Source organism: Prauserella sediminis (genome assembly GCF_014195435.1).
GTDB classification, from domain to species: Bacteria; Actinomycetota; Actinomycetes; order Mycobacteriales; family Pseudonocardiaceae; genus Prauserella; species Prauserella salsuginis.
This window is the reverse complement of sequence record NZ_JACIBS010000012.1, coordinates 1-17,256: the sequence shown is the minus strand read 5'-3', so window position 1 is coordinate 17,256 and position 17,256 is coordinate 1. Positions and strand designations below refer to the sequence as shown.

The 17,256-nt window shown below is 71.5% G+C and carries 16 protein-coding genes; 7 read left to right on the top strand and 9 right to left on the bottom strand.

All coding sequences use genetic code 11. The annotated features are described in order from the left end of the window. Positions 1–155: 155 nt before the first annotated feature. Positions 156–794, bottom strand: a complete 639-nt coding sequence (locus FB384_RS25140; protein ID WP_183787333.1) for a TetR/AcrR family transcriptional regulator — start codon at positions 792–794, stop codon at positions 156–158. Between the two features lie 46 nt (positions 795–840). Between FB384_RS25140 and FB384_RS25135 the strand changes: the two genes are divergently transcribed. From FB384_RS25135 to cutA, 3 genes are all read left to right on the top strand, one after another. After that, positions 841–1,611, top strand: coding sequence for an SDR family oxidoreductase (locus FB384_RS25135; protein ID WP_183787332.1), 771 nt, complete (start codon positions 841–843; stop codon positions 1,609–1,611). Beyond that, positions 1,608–2,402: an SDR family oxidoreductase gene (locus FB384_RS25130; protein ID WP_183787331.1), complete on the top strand. Its 795-nt coding sequence runs from the start codon at positions 1,608–1,610 to the stop codon at positions 2,400–2,402. Before FB384_RS25135 ends, FB384_RS25130 begins: the two co-directional genes overlap by 4 nt. Positions 2,403–2,552: 150 nt before the next feature. Continuing rightward, entirely contained in the window at positions 2,553–2,873 is a 321-nt protein-coding gene (gene cutA / locus FB384_RS25125; RefSeq protein ID WP_183787330.1) for a divalent-cation tolerance protein CutA, read from the top strand. Positions 2,874–2,940: 67 nt separating this feature from the next. On the opposite strand, the gene FB384_RS25120 is transcribed toward cutA, so the two are convergent. From FB384_RS25120 to FB384_RS25090, 7 genes are all read right to left on the bottom strand, one after another. Beyond that, positions 2,941–4,059: an acyl-CoA dehydrogenase family protein gene (locus FB384_RS25120; protein WP_183787329.1), complete on the bottom strand. Its 1,119-nt coding sequence runs from the start codon at positions 4,057–4,059 to the stop codon at positions 2,941–2,943. Next, on the bottom strand, positions 4,056–5,255 hold the full coding sequence (locus tag FB384_RS25115; protein WP_183787328.1) for an acyl-CoA dehydrogenase family protein: 1,200 nt from the start codon (positions 5,253–5,255) through the stop codon (positions 4,056–4,058). The genes FB384_RS25120 and FB384_RS25115 overlap by 4 nt, the downstream gene beginning before the upstream one ends. Then, positions 5,252–6,463, bottom strand: coding sequence for an acyl-CoA dehydrogenase family protein (locus tag FB384_RS25110; RefSeq protein WP_183787327.1), 1,212 nt, complete (start codon positions 6,461–6,463; stop codon positions 5,252–5,254). The genes FB384_RS25115 and FB384_RS25110 overlap by 4 nt, the downstream gene beginning before the upstream one ends. Continuing rightward, positions 6,463–7,485, bottom strand: coding sequence for a phosphotransferase family protein (locus tag FB384_RS25105; protein WP_183787326.1), 1,023 nt, complete (start codon positions 7,483–7,485; stop codon positions 6,463–6,465). Before FB384_RS25105 ends, FB384_RS25110 begins: the two co-directional genes overlap by 1 nt. 70 nt (positions 7,486–7,555) lie before the next feature. Continuing rightward, a complete protein-coding gene (locus FB384_RS25100; RefSeq protein ID WP_183787325.1) occupies positions 7,556–8,041 on the bottom strand; it encodes a MaoC family dehydratase in 486 nt (161 codons plus the stop codon). Beyond that, positions 8,038–8,832, bottom strand: a complete 795-nt coding sequence (gene fabG / locus FB384_RS25095) for a 3-oxoacyl-ACP reductase FabG (RefSeq protein WP_183787324.1) — start codon at positions 8,830–8,832, stop codon at positions 8,038–8,040. Before fabG ends, FB384_RS25100 begins: the two co-directional genes overlap by 4 nt. Positions 8,833–9,008: 176 nt before the next feature. Then, entirely contained in the window at positions 9,009–10,259 is a 1,251-nt protein-coding gene (locus FB384_RS25090; RefSeq protein ID WP_323985431.1) for a DnaJ domain-containing protein, read from the bottom strand. 190 nt (positions 10,260–10,449) lie between these two features. On the opposite strand from FB384_RS25090, the gene mmuM reads away from it, so the two are divergent. Further along, positions 10,450–11,367 carry a homocysteine S-methyltransferase gene (gene mmuM / locus FB384_RS25085; protein WP_183787323.1) on the top strand — a complete coding sequence of 306 codons (918 nt, stop codon included), beginning with the start codon at positions 10,450–10,452 and terminating at the stop codon, positions 11,365–11,367. Positions 11,368–11,453: 86 nt separating this feature from the next. Beyond that, entirely contained in the window at positions 11,454–12,281 is an 828-nt protein-coding gene (locus FB384_RS25080; protein ID WP_183787322.1) for a mechanosensitive ion channel family protein, read from the top strand. A gap of 205 nt (positions 12,282–12,486) precedes the next feature. Here the strand turns inward: FB384_RS25080 and FB384_RS25075 are convergent, their stop codons facing one another. Continuing rightward, on the bottom strand, positions 12,487–12,852 hold the full coding sequence (locus FB384_RS25075; RefSeq protein ID WP_183787321.1) for a DUF6401 family natural product biosynthesis protein: 366 nt from the start codon (positions 12,850–12,852) through the stop codon (positions 12,487–12,489). Positions 12,853–13,067: 215 nt separating this feature from the next. Between FB384_RS25075 and FB384_RS25070 the strand changes: the two genes are divergently transcribed. Both FB384_RS25070 and FB384_RS25065 read left to right on the top strand, forming a co-directional pair. Further along, positions 13,068–14,675, top strand: coding sequence for a serine/threonine-protein kinase (locus tag FB384_RS25070; RefSeq protein ID WP_183787320.1), 1,608 nt, complete (start codon positions 13,068–13,070; stop codon positions 14,673–14,675). Positions 14,676–14,821: 146 nt separating this feature from the next. After that, positions 14,822–17,256: VanW family protein (locus FB384_RS25065; RefSeq protein WP_228726686.1), on the top strand; the 2,435-nt coding region annotated here is incomplete at its 3' end.

Genomic DNA, 17,256 nt, shown 5'->3' with positions numbered 1-17,256 from the left:
CGAGTGCGCGGATACTCCCGCGTGCCGATCGGGTGCCGGCCGGCCCTGGTGCATCAGGTGAGCGGTTGCTTAGGATGGGTTTCGCGAGGACAGCGATGTCGCGGAAGCCGGAGGTGATCGGTCGTGACCTTGGCCCGTGCCGTCGGCCATCGTGGTCACGACCCTGGCGTGGTCGCCGCACCGAGCATGCGCAGGACGAGGTCTCCGTACTCGCTGCCGAGTTCCTCCGGGGTGAGCCGCGACCGGTCGGTGTACCAGCGCGCGACGTCCACGCCGAGCGAGAGCACCGCCCGGGCCGCCGTACCGGCGTCGCCGACGGTGAACAGTCCGTCGGCGCAGCCGCGTTCCACCACGTCGCGCACCAGCCGTTCGATGTCCTTGCGCAGGCTCGCCACGACGCCGTACTGCTGCTCCGGCAGCGCCTCCAGCTCGTACTGCACCACGCGCGCGATCGTGTGCCGCCTGGCGTGCCAGGCCGTGAATCGCTCGACGAGGTCGCGGACGGCCGTGGCGGGGTCGGCCGCCTCGTCGACCGCCTGCTGCGCGAGGGTCAGCACCTGCTCGTGGCCGCTGCGGCTGATCGCGAACAGCAGCGCCGCCTTCGACGGGAAGTGGACGTACAGCGCCGCGGGGCTCATCCCCGCCGTCGCCGCGATGTCCCGCGTCGTGGTGGCGTGGTATCCGCGTCGTGCGAACGACTCGACACCGGCGAGCATCAGCCGCCGCGCAGCATCGGGCTGCACCTCCGGCCACAGGTCGGCCGGTTGCGGACCGGCGGACGAGATCCCAGACATGTCAGCAGTGTAAGCGAGCGCTCAGCGCGGATTGGAGTACGACGACATGACGAGCACCGCAGGGCCGGGCGATCTCACCGGCACCGTCGCCGTGGTGACGGGCGCGAGTAGGGGAATCGGCTTCGGGATCGCGCAGGATCTGGTGCGTCGCGGCGCGAAGGTGTGTATCACCGCGCGCAAACCCGATCCGCTGGCCGAGGCGGTGACCCAGCTCGGTGGCGACGATGTGGCACTCGGCGTGGCCGGCAGGGCCGACGACGCCGAACACCGGCAGGAGGCCGTCTCCCGAACCATGGAGAAGTTCGGGCGCATCGACTACCTGGTCAACAACACGGGTATCAATCCGCACTTCGGCTCGCTGCTGGACTGCGACGAGCAGGCCGCCGCGAAGATCTTCCAGGTCAACGTCCTCGCGCCGTTGGCATGGACACGGGCGGTGCGCGACGCATGGATGGGCGAGCACGGTGGCGCCATCGTCAACGTCGCCTCCGTCGCCGGCATCCGGACCTCGCCCGGCATCGGCATGTACGGCGTGAGCAAGGCCGCGGTCATCCGCGCGACCTCGGAACTCGCCGAGGAACTGGGCCCGCAGATCCGCGTCAACTGCGTGGCGCCCGCGATCGTGAAGACGCAGTTCGCCACTCAGCTCTACGAGGGCAGGGAGGCCGAGATCGCCTCGTCGTATCCGCTGAAGCGGCTGGGCATGCCCTCGGACATCGCGGGCGCGGTGACGTTCCTGCTGTCCGAGCAGGCCGCCTGGCTGACCGGCCAGACACTCGTGCTGGACGGCGGCGTCACGCTCGGCGGTGGCCTGTGAGTGTGGAACTGGCCGGCGCAGGCGTCGTGATCACCGGCGCTGGCCGGGGCATCGGTGCCGCCCTCGCGCGGACCTTCGCCGCCGAGGGGGCTCGCCTCGTGCTGGCCGACAGGGACGGTGCGGCCGTCGAATCGGTCGCTCACGACCTCGGGGCGGTGGCCGTCGCGGGCGACGCCGCGAGTGAGGACGGCGTCCGCGCCCTCGTCGCGCGTGCCCGCGAGGAGCTGGGCGAGGTCGATCTGTACTGCGCGAACGCAGGCGTCGCCGAACACGGCGGGCCCGAGGCGCCGGAAGAGGCGTGGGCCCGTTCGTGGGAGGTCAACGTGATGGCGCACGTGCGGGCAGCCAGAGAGCTGGTGCCGCACTGGCTCGAGCGCGGCAGCGGCCACCTGCTCGTCACGGCCTCGGCTGCGGGGCTGCTCACGAACCTCGGGTCAGCGCCGTACTCGGTCACCAAACACGGTGCGGTCGCCTTCGCGGAATGGCTCGTGGCCACCTACCGGCACCGGGGCATCGGGGCACAGGTCGTGTGCCCGCAAGGGGTGCGGACGGCGCTGTTGGAGGACGCTGGTGCGGCGGGGCAGGCACTGCTCGGCGCCGACGCCATCGAGCCCGAGGACGTCGCGGCGGCCGTCATGGCGGGGCTGCGGGACGGGCGGTTCCTGATCCTGCCGCATCCCGAGGTCGCCGAGTACTACGCCAGACGTGCCACCGACACCGACCGCTGGCTCGGTGGGATGAACAAGCTGCAACGGCGGATCGAGGACGCGGTCGGCGGCACGGCGCCGTGACCGGATCCGTGGTGCGAGCCGCGGCCGCACGTCCGGCACCGGCGGCGTTCCCGCCGGCCGGTTCGCTCGGGTAGGGGGTCGTGGGGGGTTGGCAGCGGGGCCGGGGAGCGGTCCCGCTGCCACCGCCCACGGCGTCCTAGGGTGGGCGCCATGACTCGTGAACACGTCGTCGTCGTGACCACCACCGACTCCGAGGAGGCAGCCAGGGGACTGGCCGCCGCGGCCGTCGAGGCGCGGCTCGGTGCCTGCGCGCAGGTCGTCGGCCCCATCACCAGCGTGTACCGCTGGGAGGGCGCCATCGAGACCGACGCGGAGTGGCGTGTCGAGGTCAAGACGGCGGGGGACCGGGCGGAGAGTCTCGTGGCGCTGCTGACCGAGCGGCACACCTACGACGTGCCCGAGGTGATCGTCACGCCCGTCGTGGGCGGCCACGCGGACTATCTGTCCTGGTTGGTCGAGGAAACCCGCTGACGCCCCGGACGAGCGGGTGGAGACGCCCCACCTCCCGGAGCGTCTCCACCCGCGGCGGCAAACCGGATCAGCCGGGCAGGTCCACGAGATCGCCCAGTGCTGCCCGGTGTCTGCCCGGGGCTCCGAAGGCGACCTGACTCGCCTTGGCCCGCTTGAGGTACAGGTGGGCCGGGTGCTCCCACGTCATACCGATCCCGCCGTGCAACTGGATGCACTCCTCAGCGGCATGGACGGCCGTCTCGGCGCAGTAGGACTGGGCCATCGCCACCGCGACGGGTGCGTCGGCGTCCCCGCGGGCCAGGGTGTCGGCGGCGTAGCGCGCGGCCGCCCGCGCGCCGACGAGTTCGAGCCACAGGTCGGCCAGCCGGTGTTTGAGAGCCTGGAACGAGCCCACCGGCCTGCCGAACTGGTACCGGCCTTTCAGGTACTCCACGGTCTCGTCGAGGCACCACTGGGCGAGGCCGAGCTGTTCCGATGCGAGCAGTCCGGCACCGGTGCTCAGTGCTCCGGTCACCGCGCCGGGCGCGCGGTCCGATCCCGCCAGTCGGGTCGCAGCGGCACCCCCAAACGTGACGTCGGCGATCGGGCGCGTCAAGTCGAACGACACCGGAGCCGAGACCTCGGCGGCAGTGGCCTCGACCGCGTACAGGCCGGGACCGTCCGGCCCGGTCGCCGGGACGACGAACACGTCCGCGGCCGTGCCGTCGGCGACGGATCGGACGGTGCCGCTGAGCGTGCCGTCGGCGGCGGCCGTGACGGCGGTGGGGAATTCGGCGTCGGCCATCGTCGACAGCGGTACTGCGAGTGCGCCGGTCGACGTGCCAGAGGCGAGCTTGCGCACCAGGTCCGCGACCTCGGCGGACGCCGTGTCACAGGCCAGCAGCGCCGACGTGGCGAGTACGGCGCTGCCGAGGAACGGCACCGGCGCCACCGACCGGCCGAGCTCCTCCAGCACGAGTGCCACCTCGCGCGTCGACGCGCCCTGCCCGCCGAGCTCCTCCGGTACCGCGAGCCCCGCGGCGCCGAGCTCCCTGGCGAGGGTGTGCCACAGCTCCAGGTCGTACGGCTCGTCGCTCTCCACCCTGGCGAGCAGCGAGGCGGGCTCGCAGCGGTCGTTGAGCAGGTCGCGCACGCTCGCACGCAGATCGGTCTCGACGTCCGAGTAGAGCAGGTCCGCAGTGGTCATCGAGGCAGGTCCTTCCAGGCGACATCCTTGTCGGTGCGCGGTTCCGAGGGCAGGCCCAGCACCCGCTCGGCGATGATGTTGCGCAGCACCTCGGAGGTGCCGCCCTCGATCGAATTGCCCTTGCTGCGCAGATATCGGTAGCCCGCGTCGCGGCCGGTGAAGTCGACGAGCTCGGGCCTGCGCATGGACCACTCGTCGTAGCGCAACGCGTCCTCATCGAGGATCTCCAGTTCCAGCGCGGCGAGTTGCTGTGCCACGGTCGCGAACGCCAGCTTCATGCCGGAGCCCTCCGGCCCGGGCTGGCCGACGGCGAGCTGCTGCCGCAGCCTGCTGCCGGCGAGCCGGAACGCCTCCGCCTCGGCCCACAGCTTCACGAGGCGGTCGCGCAGTTCCGGGGTGCGCAGCTCGGGCCGGTCGCGCCAGGTCTCGGCGACCTTGCCGACCATGCCGCCCTCCCGCGGCTGGGCGTTGCCGCCGATCGCGACGCGTTCGTTCATCAGCGTGGTCTGCGCGACCTGCCAGCCCGCGCCGACCTCGCCGAGACGCTGCGCGTCCGGGATGCGCGCGTCGGTCAGGAACACCTCGTTGAACTCGGCCTCGCCGGTGATCTGCCGCAGCGGCCGCACCTCGACGCCCGGCTGGGTCATGTCCAGCACGAAGTACGTCATACCCCGGTGCTTCGGCACGTCCGGATCGGTGCGGGTGACGAGAATGGCCCACTGTGCCGTGTGCGCACTCGAGGTCCACACCTTCTGCCCGTTGACGATCCACCCGTCCTCGTCCCGCACCGCGCGAGTGGCGAGCGCGGCCAGATCGGAACCCGCCCCCGGTTCGGAGAACAGCTGGCACCACACCTCCTCGCCGGTCCACAGCGGACGGAGCAGCCGCTGCTTCAGTTCCTCGCTGCCGAACTTGAGGATGGTCGGTGCGGCCATGCCGAGGCCGATGCCGATGCGGCGCGGATTGTTGTCCGGTGCACCGGCGGCGGCGAACTCGGCGTCCACGACCGACTGCAGTTCCCGAGGGGCGTCCAGCCCGCCGAGGCCGACGGGGAAGTGCACCCACGCCAGTCCGGCGTCGAACCGCGCCCGCAGGAATGCGAGCCGATCGGTGGTGGCGGGATCGTGCGCGGCCAGCACGTCGGCGACGCGGGCGCGCAAGGCCTCGGCGTCGAGGCTCTTCTCGGAGGTCGTCATGACTGGTACCTCTTCAGTTCTCGGCGGGCGAGGGAGCGCTTGTGGACTTCGTCGGGGCCGTCGGCCAGACGCAGCGTGCGTGCCGAGGCCCACAGTGCCGCCAGCGGAAAGTCCTGGCTCACGCCGCCGGCACCGTGGAGCTGGATCGCCTTGTCCAGAATGGACTCGACGGCCTGCGGGGTAGCGATCTTGATGGCCTGGATCTCCGTGTGGGCGCCCTTGTTGCCCGCGGTGTCCATGAGCCACGCCGTCTTCAGCACCAGCAACCGCAACGATTCGATGGTCACGCGGGACTCGGCGATCCACTCGTGCACGACCCCCTGCTTGGCCAGCGGAGTGCCGAACGCCTCCCGGCTGACGGCGCGGGTGCACATCAGCTCGAGCGCCCGCTCGGCCATGCCCAGCAGCCGCATGCAGTGGTGGATGCGGCCCGGCCCCAGCCGGGCCTGCGCGATGGCGAAACCACCGCCCTCCTCGCCGATGAGGTTCTCGGCGGGAACGCGCACGTCGTCGAAGACGACCTCGGCGTGTCCGCCCCCGGAGCTGTCGTCGTAGCCGAACACCTGCATGCCGCGCTTGACGTGCAGCCCCGGCGTGTCACGGGGCACCAGGACCATGCTCTGCTGCCGGTGTGGTTCGGCGTCGGGGTCGGTCTTGCCCATCACGATGAAGATGCGGCAGTTCGGGTTCATGGCTCCGGAGATGAACCATTTCCGTCCGTTGAGGACGTAGGTGTCGCCGTCCCGCTCGATACGGGTCGAGATGTTGCGGGCGTCGGACGAGGCGACCTCCGGCTCGGTCATCGCGAAGGCCGAGCGGATGGCCCCGTCCAGCAGCGGTTCCAGCCATGCGCGCTGTTGCTCGGCGGAACCGAACATGTGCAGCACTTCCATGTTGCCCGTGTCCGGCGCCGCACAGTTCAGTGCGGCCGGCGCCAGTTCGGGACTGCGACCGGTGATCTCCGCGAGCGGCGCGTACTGCAGATTGGTCAGCCCGCCGCCGTCGGGACCGGGGAGGAAGAAGTTCCACAGCCCGCGCTTGCGCGCCTCGGCCTTGAGTTCCTCGACGACGGGCGGAACCGACCACGGGTCGCTGCGCTCGGCGAGCTGCTCGTGCAACACCGGCTCGGCCGGGTACACGTGGGAGTCCATGAACTCGCGGAGTCGCCCCGCGAACTCCTCCGTGGTGCTGTCGAGGGCGAAATCCATCAGTTCTCCTTCAGTGCGGAGTTGCCGAGCGCGACGAGCGGGGCGACGCCCGCCCCGATGCGGTCGAACCCTTCACCGACCGTCTGCCCGTGGCTGTAGCGGTAGTAGATGCCCTCGAGAATCACGGCGAGCTTGAACAGTGCGAATCCGAGGTACCAGCCGAGTGCGGACACGTCGCGCCCGGAGGCGCGGGCGTAGGCGTCGGCGAGCTCGTCCGGCGACGGGTGTCCCGGCGCGGCGCCGACGTCGCTGACGGTGTCCAGGTCCAGGGTGTGCAGTTGCGAGTACGCCAGGAGCAGCGCCAGATCGGTGAGCGGGTCACCGAGCGTCGACATCTCCCAGTCGAGGACCGCGTTGATGCGGTCGTCGGCGCCGACGAGCACGTTGTCCAGGCGGTAGTCGCCGTGCAGGATCGACGGTGCGGGCGAGACGGGGATGCGCGCCGCGAGCCGTTCGTGGAGTTCGTCGATACCGGGCACATCACGACTGCGGGACGCGGCGAGCTGCTTCGACCAGCGCCGGAGCTGGCGTTCCAGGAACCCGTCCGGTTTGCCGAAATCGCCGAGCCCGACCTCGTGCGGATCGACGGCGTGCAGCTCCACCAGGGTGCGGACCAACCGGTCCACGATCGCCCTCGTCCGTTCCTCACCCCGCGGCCGCAGCTGTTCCGCGGTGCGCAGGGGAGAGCCGTCGACGAAGTCCATGACGTAGAACTGCGCGCCGAGCACGTCGTCGTCGGTGCACAACGTGCGGGCGCGGGGGACCGGCACGGCGGTCCCGCTCAGCCCGCTGATGACGCGGTACTCCCGTCCCATGTCGTGCGCCGTCGGCAGGACGTGACCCAGCGGAGGACGCCGGAGCACCAACCGGCGGGCGCCGTCGTCGAGAATGTAGGTGAGATTCGACCGGCCGCCCTCGATCAGCCGTGCCGTCAGTGGACCGGTGACGGCACCGGGCAGCTCCCGGTCCAGATAGGTGCGCAGCCGCGCCAGGTCCACGCCGGGGGGATCTGCGTCGCTCATCCGACCTCCTTGTCATGAGCGGTGCGGTGTCGGTCCGGGGGTGTCCGGCCCTCCGGACACCCCCGGCGCATCACGGCACCAGGACGGTGACCATCTCGGCGATACAGGCTGGTTTCGCTTCGCCGTCGATCTCGATGGTCCACCGCACGATGGCTTGCGTGCCCTGTTTGGCGGGGGTGGCCTCGGCGAGCTCGGCGCTCGCCCTGATCCGCTGGCCGACCTTCACCGGCTGTGGGAAGCGCACCTTGTTGAGGCCGTAGTTGATGCCCATGCTCAGTCCGTCGACGCGGTAGATGTCCTTGGCGAGCCGGGGGACGAGCGAGAGCGTGAGGAACCCGTGGGCGATCGGCCCGCCGAACGGTCCCGTTGCGGCGCGCTCGGGGTCGACGTGGATCCACTGGTGGTCGAGCGTCGCGTCGGCGAACAGATCGACCTGTTCCTGCGTGACGGTGTGCCACGCGCTGTGTCCGAGGTGCTCGCCGACGGCGGCGGTGAAACTGTCCAGGTCGTCGAAGACCCTGGCCGGTTCCGGCTCGGAGGACTCGGGTGTGCTCATGCCTTCGGCCCTCCCGCGACGTAGATCACCTGACCGGATACGAACCCGGCGCCGTCGCTGACGAGGAACGACACGGTGTGGGCGATGTCCTCCGGCGCACCGACCCGGCGCACCGGGATCTCCTTCGCCGCGGCGGCCTTGAAGTCCTCGAAGCCCATGCCCAGCCGCTCGGCCGTCGCCGCGGTCATATCCGTCGCGATGAAGCCGGGTGCGATGGCGTTGGCGGTGACGCCGAACTTGCCGAGTTCGACGGCCAGTGTCTTGGTGAAGCCCTGCAGTCCGGCCTTCGCCGTCGAGTAGTTCGCCTGGCCGCGGTTGCCGAGCGCGGACGTGCTCGACAGGCTGACGATCCGGCCCCAGCCCTGGTCGGTCATGTGTTTCTGCACCGCGCGGGACATCAGGAACGCGCCGCGCAGGTGCACGCCCATGACCGAGTCCCAGTCGGACTCGGACATCTTGAACAGCAGGTTGTCCCGCGTGATGCCGGCGTTGTTCACCAGCACGGTCGGCGGCCCGAGCGTGTCGGCCACCTCGGCGACGACCCGGTCCACCTCCTCCGCGTCGCTGATGTCGGCGGCCAGGCCGACCGCCTTGCCGCCCGCAGCGGTGATCGCGTCCGCGCCCGCCTTGGCGCCGGCTTCGTCGAGATCGATCAGGCCGACCGCGAAGCCGTCCTCGGCGAGCCGCCGGGCGACCGCGGCTCCGATACCGCGGCCCGCGCCGGTCACGACCGCGACACGGGACGGTGACTCCGGAACAGGTTTGTCCACCGACACGAAGGACCTCCTCATCGAGTAAGCGTGCGCTTAGGAAGCTACCAGTCGGAAGGCCGGTGCGGGAGACCGACGGCAGCCGGAACCCACCGGCGGGGCGGAACAGTCGGGTGCGGGGCGGGGCGTCGACCCAGGTACGGACGCAGCCGACGCCGGGGGCGCGGTGCCTGTCCGGCGATGGCTTCTGCCGGAGATCAGCTCACGACCTGGGCGAGCACCGCGCGGAAGGCTCGGACATCCACAGTGGACGGATCGTCGGCCAGCCACGCCCCGGCGTCGCGGACGAACTGCTGCGGGGTCAGTACCGCGACGTCGGTCCCGCCGGTGCCGAAGCCCCCGGTCGGGCCGACCGTGATCGTGCCCGCGCGGCTGGGATACAGCACCAGTGCGCCGCGGACCTCGATGTCGGGAAGGAGAACTTCGAACATGTCGAGGGCTTCGGCGAGCCGACTGCCTCCTCCGCCGAACCTGCGCCCGTTGCGCTGCAGCACGTCGTCCTCGGCGACGGTGTAGTGACCGGGCAGCCAACGTTTGGATTCGACGAGCAGCAGCCGCCTCCCGCACAGGACGGCGTGGTCGATGTCGGCGAACACCGAGCCCGGCCAGGCCACGCCGTGGAAGATCCGAGCGCCGGGCAGGCGGGTCAGGTATCGCTCGAGCAGGTCGGCCGTGCGGCGCTCGGCGATCTGGTCGTCGTCGGCGCCGGGCCGGCCGAACACGACGTCGCGCACCTCGGCCCGCGCGGCCCGCAGTGCCGTGTGCCTCCGGTGGAGGTACACACCGAGGGAGCCGGCCGCCGCCACGGCTGCGGCCAGCCCGGTGGCGAGGACCGGGGCGGGTGTTCCGGCGAGGGCGAGCGCCGCTGCGACCAGCACGGTGACGGCGGGTACGAGGGTCGGTACCGCGTGCCCGGGCGCACGTCCCGGTGAGAAGCGGGTGCGCGGCTCCGCGGCCGCGGCGTCCCACCACGCGATGCTCGCCGGGTCGATCCGCACCCGCGGCGGCCGGAACGACGGGTCGTCCCCGAAGGCGCGCGTCCGCGGCCGGCGCGGCGGCGGGACCGGATCGGGATCCGTCGTCGCACCGGCCGCGGACACGCCAGCCTCCTCGTCGCCGGCGCCGTCCGTGCCGTCGTAGGCGGCGCGCAGCACGGGATCGGTGAGCGTGTCGTAGGCCTCGCGCAGCAGGGCGAACCGGTGAGCGTCGCCGCCGGCGTCGGGATGCCACGACCGCGCCCGGGCACGGAACGCGGATTTGAGCTGTGCCGGGGTGGCGTCGTCGGGGACGCCGAGCAGGTCGTAGAAGTCGACTTCGTCGGCCGGGTCGGTGGCCGTTGCGCCGTCGCCCATCGGGTGACCGTCGGCGGGGTCCTCGCCCACGGGTCCGCCGGCCGACTCGTCCGCCACGGCGCCCCGTCGCGGGCCGCGCCGGTCGTCGTCGCGCACGCTGCTCCTCCTCCGTGGCCTGCTCGGGTGTCGTCCCGCCGGCGGGTACTCGCGCGGGCGGCAATACCGTCGGCGCCATACTGTAGGCCGTCGGATGCGGTGCGTGACGTGATCCCCGCTGCGGCGGATCACCGGCGGGAACCACGCAGCGAAGCCGCGCCGGCGGCGGGCGTCACAGTAGTCTGGCCGCATGGACGAGACCGGTGACGCGGGCGGTGCTCCGCTCGTGGTGCTGGACGGCGGCTTGGCGACGGAGCTCGAAGCGCGCGGGCACGACCTGTCGGGTTCGCTGTGGTCGGCGCGGATGCTGGCCGATGCGCCCGACGAGATCGTCGCCGCCCACGAGGCGTTCTTCCGGGCGGGAGCGACCGTCGCGATCACCGCGAGCTACCAGGCGAGCGTGCCGGGGTTCGCCGCGCACGGACTGCCGGAAAGCGAGACGCGGCGGCTCCTGCGGCGCAGCGTCGAACTGGCGCGGCAGGCGGCCGAACGTGTGGGTGGTGGACGGGTGGCGGCTTCGGTCGGCCCCTACGGTGCCTACCTGGCCGACGGGTCGGAGTACCGCGGCCGGTACGGGCTGACCGCGCGCGAGCTGACGGCGTTCCACCGGCCCCGCATGGAGACCCTCGCCGAGGCGCGGCCGGACCTGATCGCGCTGGAGACCGTGCCCGACGTCGACGAGGCCGCTGCGCTGCTGGCCGCGCTCGACGCGGTGGACGTACCGGCGTGGCTGTCGTACACCGTGGCGGGTGGCCGCACGCGGGCCGGGCAGCCGCTCGAGGAGGCGTTCGCAGTCGCTGCGGGCGACGACCGCGTGGTAGGCGTTGGGGTGAACTGCTGCGCGCCCGACGAGGTGGTCCATGCCGTCGAGGTGGCACGTGCGATCACCGGAAAACCAGCCGTGGCGTATCCGAACAGTGGCCACGGATGGGATGCCACCGCGCGTCAATGGACCGGGCGGGCGACCTTTTCCCCCGCGCAGGTGAGCGAGTGGATTCGCGCCGGGGCGCAATTCGTGGGTGGATGCTGCAGGGTGTGTCCAGCGGAGATAGCCGAGATCGCGAAAATCGTTCAAGAATTTGGGACCTCACCCGATCGGGGTGATTAGTCGATCTCGAAAGGCGCTTCGCCGATGCGCGTGTGAGCCTCATTTTCCGGGTAGTCCGCAACCACCCGGAAAGGATGGTACCGGCGATGAACATTGGTGATTCGTTCCGCAGCGTCTTGGACACGGTGATCAACTTCCTGCCCAGGCTCGCTGTGTTCTTGGTGATTCTCGTCGTCGGCTGGATCGTGGCGAAGGCGCTGCGCAAGGTCGTCGACATGGTGCTCGAGCGGCTGCATTTCGATCGCGCGGTCGAACGTGGTGGTATCAAGCGGGCGCTCGAACGCTCGAAGTACGACGCGAGTGATCTGATCGCAGCGATCGTCTACTACGCGGTCCTGCTGATCGCACTGCAGATGGCCTTCGCGGTCTTCGGTCCGAACCCCGTCAGCACGCTTCTCGCCGACGTGGTCGCCTGGCTGCCGATGGCCGTGGTCGCGATCGTGATCGTGGTGGTGGCCGCCGCGATCGGCAACGCGGTGAAGGACATCGCCAGCGCGGCACTCGGCGCGTTCAGCTGGGGCAACTTCGTGGCCAGGGTGGCGCAGGTCTTCATCGTCGCGCTGGGTGTGATCGCCGCACTGAACCAGATGGGCGTGGCCACCACGGTGACGATGCCGGTGTTGGTGACGGTACTCGCGACCGTCGGCGGCGTGATCGTCGTCGGGGTCGGCGGCGGCATGGTGCGGCCGATGCAGCAACGGTGGGAGCGCTGGCTCGGCAGGGCCGAGTCGGAGCTGCCCGCGACCGGGTCGGACGAGGCCTACCAGCGCGGTCGTGAGGACACGATGCGCGCCCAGTCCGGTGCCGCGACGGCCCAGCAGGAGCCTGCCACCGGGCCGATTCCGACGGCACCGGGCGCCTCGGGCATGCAGTCCGAACAGCCCCGGCCCGACACGGGCGACTACCCCAGGTGAACGCCCACGAGTAGTTCCATCGCCGCGGCGGGTGCGGCCCCGAGAACCTTCGGGGGCGTACCCGCCGTCGTGTGTGCGGCCCGCGGATGTGCCGGGGTGGTGCGGACCCCGGTGCGGCCCCGGATACGGCGGGAACGGCCGGCTGAACGAGCCGGTCGGTCGAACGTCGGCTTGCGGGAAGTCTCGCTCGGCGGAACCGGGCGGGTCAGGAGAACAGGGCCGGGTCGAGCTCTGCGCCGGCGGCGGCGCCCACCGTGGCCAGCAGGCAGACGGCGGCCAGTCGGAGGATGACCCAGTCCGTGGCGGACTCCTCGTCGGCGGGCGGGGTCCAGCCCGCGTCGCGGGCCGCGTCGTGCACGCCGCGGGCATAGTAGGCGAGCTGGGCCTGGGAGAGGCCGCCCGCGCCGAGAGTCAGAATGTCGCGGATCGCGGCCGCGTGCTGATCGACCGCCGCCAGCCGGCCCACCGGCAGCAGGGCGGGTGCGGCTCCGATCCGGCTGAGCCGGTCGGTGAGCGCGGTGAGTTCCCGCCTGGCGGCAGACTCCCGCCACGTGTTCATCAACCAACTCATGGCCCCGTAGTCTATCCACCCGTTCGGGTGGATCTTCAGGCGCTTTGTGACTCACGGTCGTCCGTGGGCGGGGAACGTCGCTGCGTGCCGGCCCGTACGCACAGCGTGTGATGTCGCGCCTGCTTGCGCGGTTGTGCCGTGCGCCGAGGCCGGGCCATCTACGCTGTCCGGACCATGCAGATCCCCGTAGCTCGCCGGAACTTCAGGAGCCGCCGTTGAGTGACGACGAAGGCCGTCTCATCGCGGAGCGTTATCGTCTGCGCTCCCGGATCGGTACCGGTGCGATGGGCGTGGTCTGGCGGGCGGTCGACGAACGGCTCGATCGGACCGTGGCGGTCAAACAACTCCTGCTGCCGCCCGGGTTGAATCAGCGCGAGGCCGAGACCGCGCGGCAACGCGCGTTCCGGGAGGGGCGCATGGCGGCCCGGCTGCAGCATCCGAACGCGATCACCGTCTACAACGTCGCCGAGGACGCCGGCCAGCCGGTGCTGGTGATGGAGTTCCTGCCGTCGCGCAGCATGGCCGATCTGCTCGCCGAGGGGCGGCTGCTCGCGCCTGCCGACGTGGCGGGACTCGGCGCACAGGTGGCCTCGGCGCTCGGGGCCGCCCACGCCGCCGGTGTCGTGCACCGGGACGTCAAACCGGGCAACGTGCTCATCGCCGACGACGGCACGGCGAAAATCACCGATTTCGGTATCTCCCGGGCGGCCGGAGACGTCACACTGACCAGTACCGGCCTGTTTGCGGGCACTCCCGCGTACCTGTCCCCGGAGGCAGCCCGCGGTGCCGACCCCGGACCGGCTTCCGACGTGTTTTCGCTCGGCGCGACGCTGTACTCGCTGGTCGAGGGCGGCCCACCGTTCGGCACGCTGGACAACGAGATCGCGTTGTTGCACAAGGTGGCCACGTCCGCAGCCACGCCGCCGCGCCAGGCGGGGCCACTGACGGGTCCGCTCCAGGCGATGCTGCACCAGGACCCGGCCCAGCGGCCGTCGATGGCGGCGGTCGAGGCGGCGCTTCGGGCGGTGGCGGCCGGGGCGGCGCCGCAGCTCGAACCCCCGACCGTGCCCGCTTCCGCGCCGGTCACTGCCCCGATGCCCGCCGTGGCCGGGGCGGGCCCGGTGACGACGGTGGCTGCGGCGGAACAGCGGCCGGCGACCCGGGTCGGGCTCCCCGCTGCGGAGCCGGAACGCCCCGGGCGGGACCGCAAGCGGATCGCGATCGTCGCGGCCGCGGTGGTGGCGGCCGTCGCCGCCGGCGTGTTGGTGTCCGAGATCCTGGTACGCGCGGTGGGCGCCTCCGGTCCTGAGGCCGATGCGGCGCCGACCACGTCCGCGCCGGCTCCGTCCTCGTCCGAGCCGTCGACCCCGTCGACCACGAGTACGCGGCCGCAGCCGTCGCGCGCCGAGTTGGAGGCCGTCGTCGCCCGTTACTACGCGCTGGTGCCGGACGACGCGGACAGCGCGTGGGGTTCGCTCGGCCCGACCCTGCACGCCCAGGGCAAGGAACAGTACGAGGAGTTCTGGGACGGCGTCGAGAAGGTCGAGATCAGTGGCGGCCCTCGCGCCGTCGACGACGAAACGGTCCAGGTCCGGCTGGACTTCACGACCACCGACGGTGCGCGCACCCGCGAGATGCACAGTCTGGGGATGACGGTGTCCGATTCCGGCGATCCGCTGATCGACACCGACGAGGTGGTCAGCAGTCACGACCTCGGCGGCAAGGGCGAGGGGAAGCGCGGCGAGAAGCCGGAGAAGGACGACGAGAAGAAGCGCGGCGAGAAGAAGAAGGACAAGAAGAAGGACGACGAGGACGACGAGTAGTGGCGCCCGCGGCGGTCGGCCCGGGTGGCGCCAGGGGGACGGCCGGTGCTCACGGGCCGGGACCGGGCCGAGGTCCCTGCGATGGGCCCCACGCGTTGCGGTAATTTTGTCGCGATTGCTGCAGCTGACTGCCTCAGAGGGATGCCTTGGCTCAGGACGACGACTCCGTGACGCCCGACCCTGCGACGTCCGAAACCGGTGACGTGCCGGATCGGGCCTCGGGTGCCGAGTCGTCGTCCGGTAACTCCGCCGATGCCGATGAGGCCGCAGGCCCCGCGGTGGATCCCGACGACGCTTCGGACGGTGACCCCCGTCCAGCCGATCCTCAGGGTGAGGACACCGCAACGGGCGGGAACGACACCGGCGGTGACACGCCCGCCGCCGATGGCGACGGTGAGCAGGGGGCGGGCGACGCGACGCCCGACGGCCACAGCGGTGAGCTGGGCACCGTCGACACGAGGCCCGGCGGTGATCCGGGAGGCGCGGTCGAACCGGAGTGGCCCGAAGAGAGCCCGGCATGGCCGTCGGAGAGCGACGCCGCCGCGCTCGGAACCCGCGGCATCGCCGGTGCGGGAGCCGCCGCAGCCGTGTCCACCGGTGGGGACGCCGCCGGCGAGCCCGAGTCCGGCGTCGCCGACGCCCGGACACCCGAGACCGGCGCATTCCGCGCCGCGGAGGCCGACGGCGCGGACACCTCGGATACGGCCGGCAGCGAGGACACCGGCAGCGAGGACACCGGCGCGGAGGACACCGGCGCCGGAGACGCGCCGCCGGACGCCGCCGATGCGGACACCACCTCCGCCACCACGACGTCGGAGGACGCGGCTGCGAGCCGCGTGCTGCCGTTCGACGTGCCGTGGCGCAGGGTCGGTGTGATCTCGGCGGTCGTGGTCGGCGTGCTGGTGGTGCTGTACGGCCTCGACCTGCTGATCAGCCAGGGAGATGTGGCGCGGGGTCGCACGGTCGCGGGCGTCGACGTGGCCGGGCAGAGCCGCGAGGAGGCCGAGCGCACGTTGCGCGACGAGCTGGACGAGGAGTCGCCGGTCCGGCTCACCGGAGGCGGGGAGCACACGCTCGACCCGGCGTCGGCGGGCCTGTCCGTCGACTGGCAGGCCACGCTCGACGCCGCCACGGACCAGCCCCTGAACCCGTTCACGCGGCTGGCGTCGCTGTTCACCGGTGAGGACGTCGGACTCGTCTCGACCGCGGACACGGCCCAGCTCGACGCGGAGATCGAGCGTCTCCGCGACGACATCGACCGGAAGGCCACCGAGGGGACGATCCGCTTCGAGGGCACCACGCCGGTCGCGGTCGATCCGGTGAAGGGCCGCAAGCTCGACTCGGGCGGGGCGAGGTCGGCGATTCTGGCGCGCTGGGCGGCGCCGGGCGGAGTCGCACTGCCCGTGCGGACCCTTGAGGTGCGTTCGACGCCCGGCACCGTGCGTACCGCGGTGACCGACCTCGCCGAACCCGCCGTGTCCGAGCGGGTGACCATTCGGGGCGAAGGAGCCACCGCCACGGTGCGGCCGCGCGGTATCGCCCGCTCACTGACGTTCGACGTGCGTGACGACGGGTCGCTCGCGGCCGGGATCGACGAGGAGATCCTGCGTGACGTCGCGGGGCCGCAGCTCGCCTCGACCGAGGATCCCGGCCGGGACGCGCGGTTCACGTTCGCCGGCGGTAAGCCGAAGATCGAACCCTCGACCGACGGCTACGGCGTCGACTGGGCTGCCGTGGCGAAGAAGCTGCCCGGGGTGCTCACCGGCGACGGCGATCGGGCGGTGACCGCCCCCTACGGCGAGCAGCCCGCCGAACTGACCACGAAGGAAGCCGAGGGCCTCGGGATCGAGGAGGTTGTCGGCGAGTTCACCACCGGCGGATTCGCCTACGACTCGGGGCTGAACATCAAGCAGGTCGCGAAAGAGGTCAACGGAGCGGTCGTCGAACCGGGCGAGACGTTCAGCCTGAACGAGTTCACCGGGCCGCGCGGCCTCGAGCAGGGGTACGTGTCGGCGGGCGTCATCTCAAGCGGCCAGCCGGGCCGGGCCGTCGGCGGGGGCATCTCGCAGTTCGCGACGACGCTGTACAACGCGTACTACTTCGCGGGCCTGAAGGACATCGAGCACAAGGAGCACAGCTACTACATCAGCCGCTATCCGGTGGGCCGCGAGGCGACCGTGTACCAGAACCCGGACGGCTCGAGTGTCATCGACCTGAAGTTCAAGAACGACTCGCCGAACGGCATCGTCATCCAGACCATCTGGACTCCCAGCGACATCACCGTGAAGCTGTGGGGCAGCAAACGGTACGAGGTCGAATCGGTCAACGGGGGCCGGTACAACTTCACCTCGCCGCCCACCGAGGTGGTGCCCGCGAGTGAGTCCTGTGTGCCGAGCAGCGGTTCCAGCGGGTTCAGCACCAACGACACCCGGGTCTTCAAGGACTCGCAGACCGGCGAGGTGGTCAGCCGCGAGCGGCGCGACGTGGTGTACCGGGGGCAGACCGCCGTCGTGTGTCTCGAACCCGAGCCGGAACCCGAACCGTCGGACGGAGACGGTGGTGACGGCGACGGTTCCGGCAA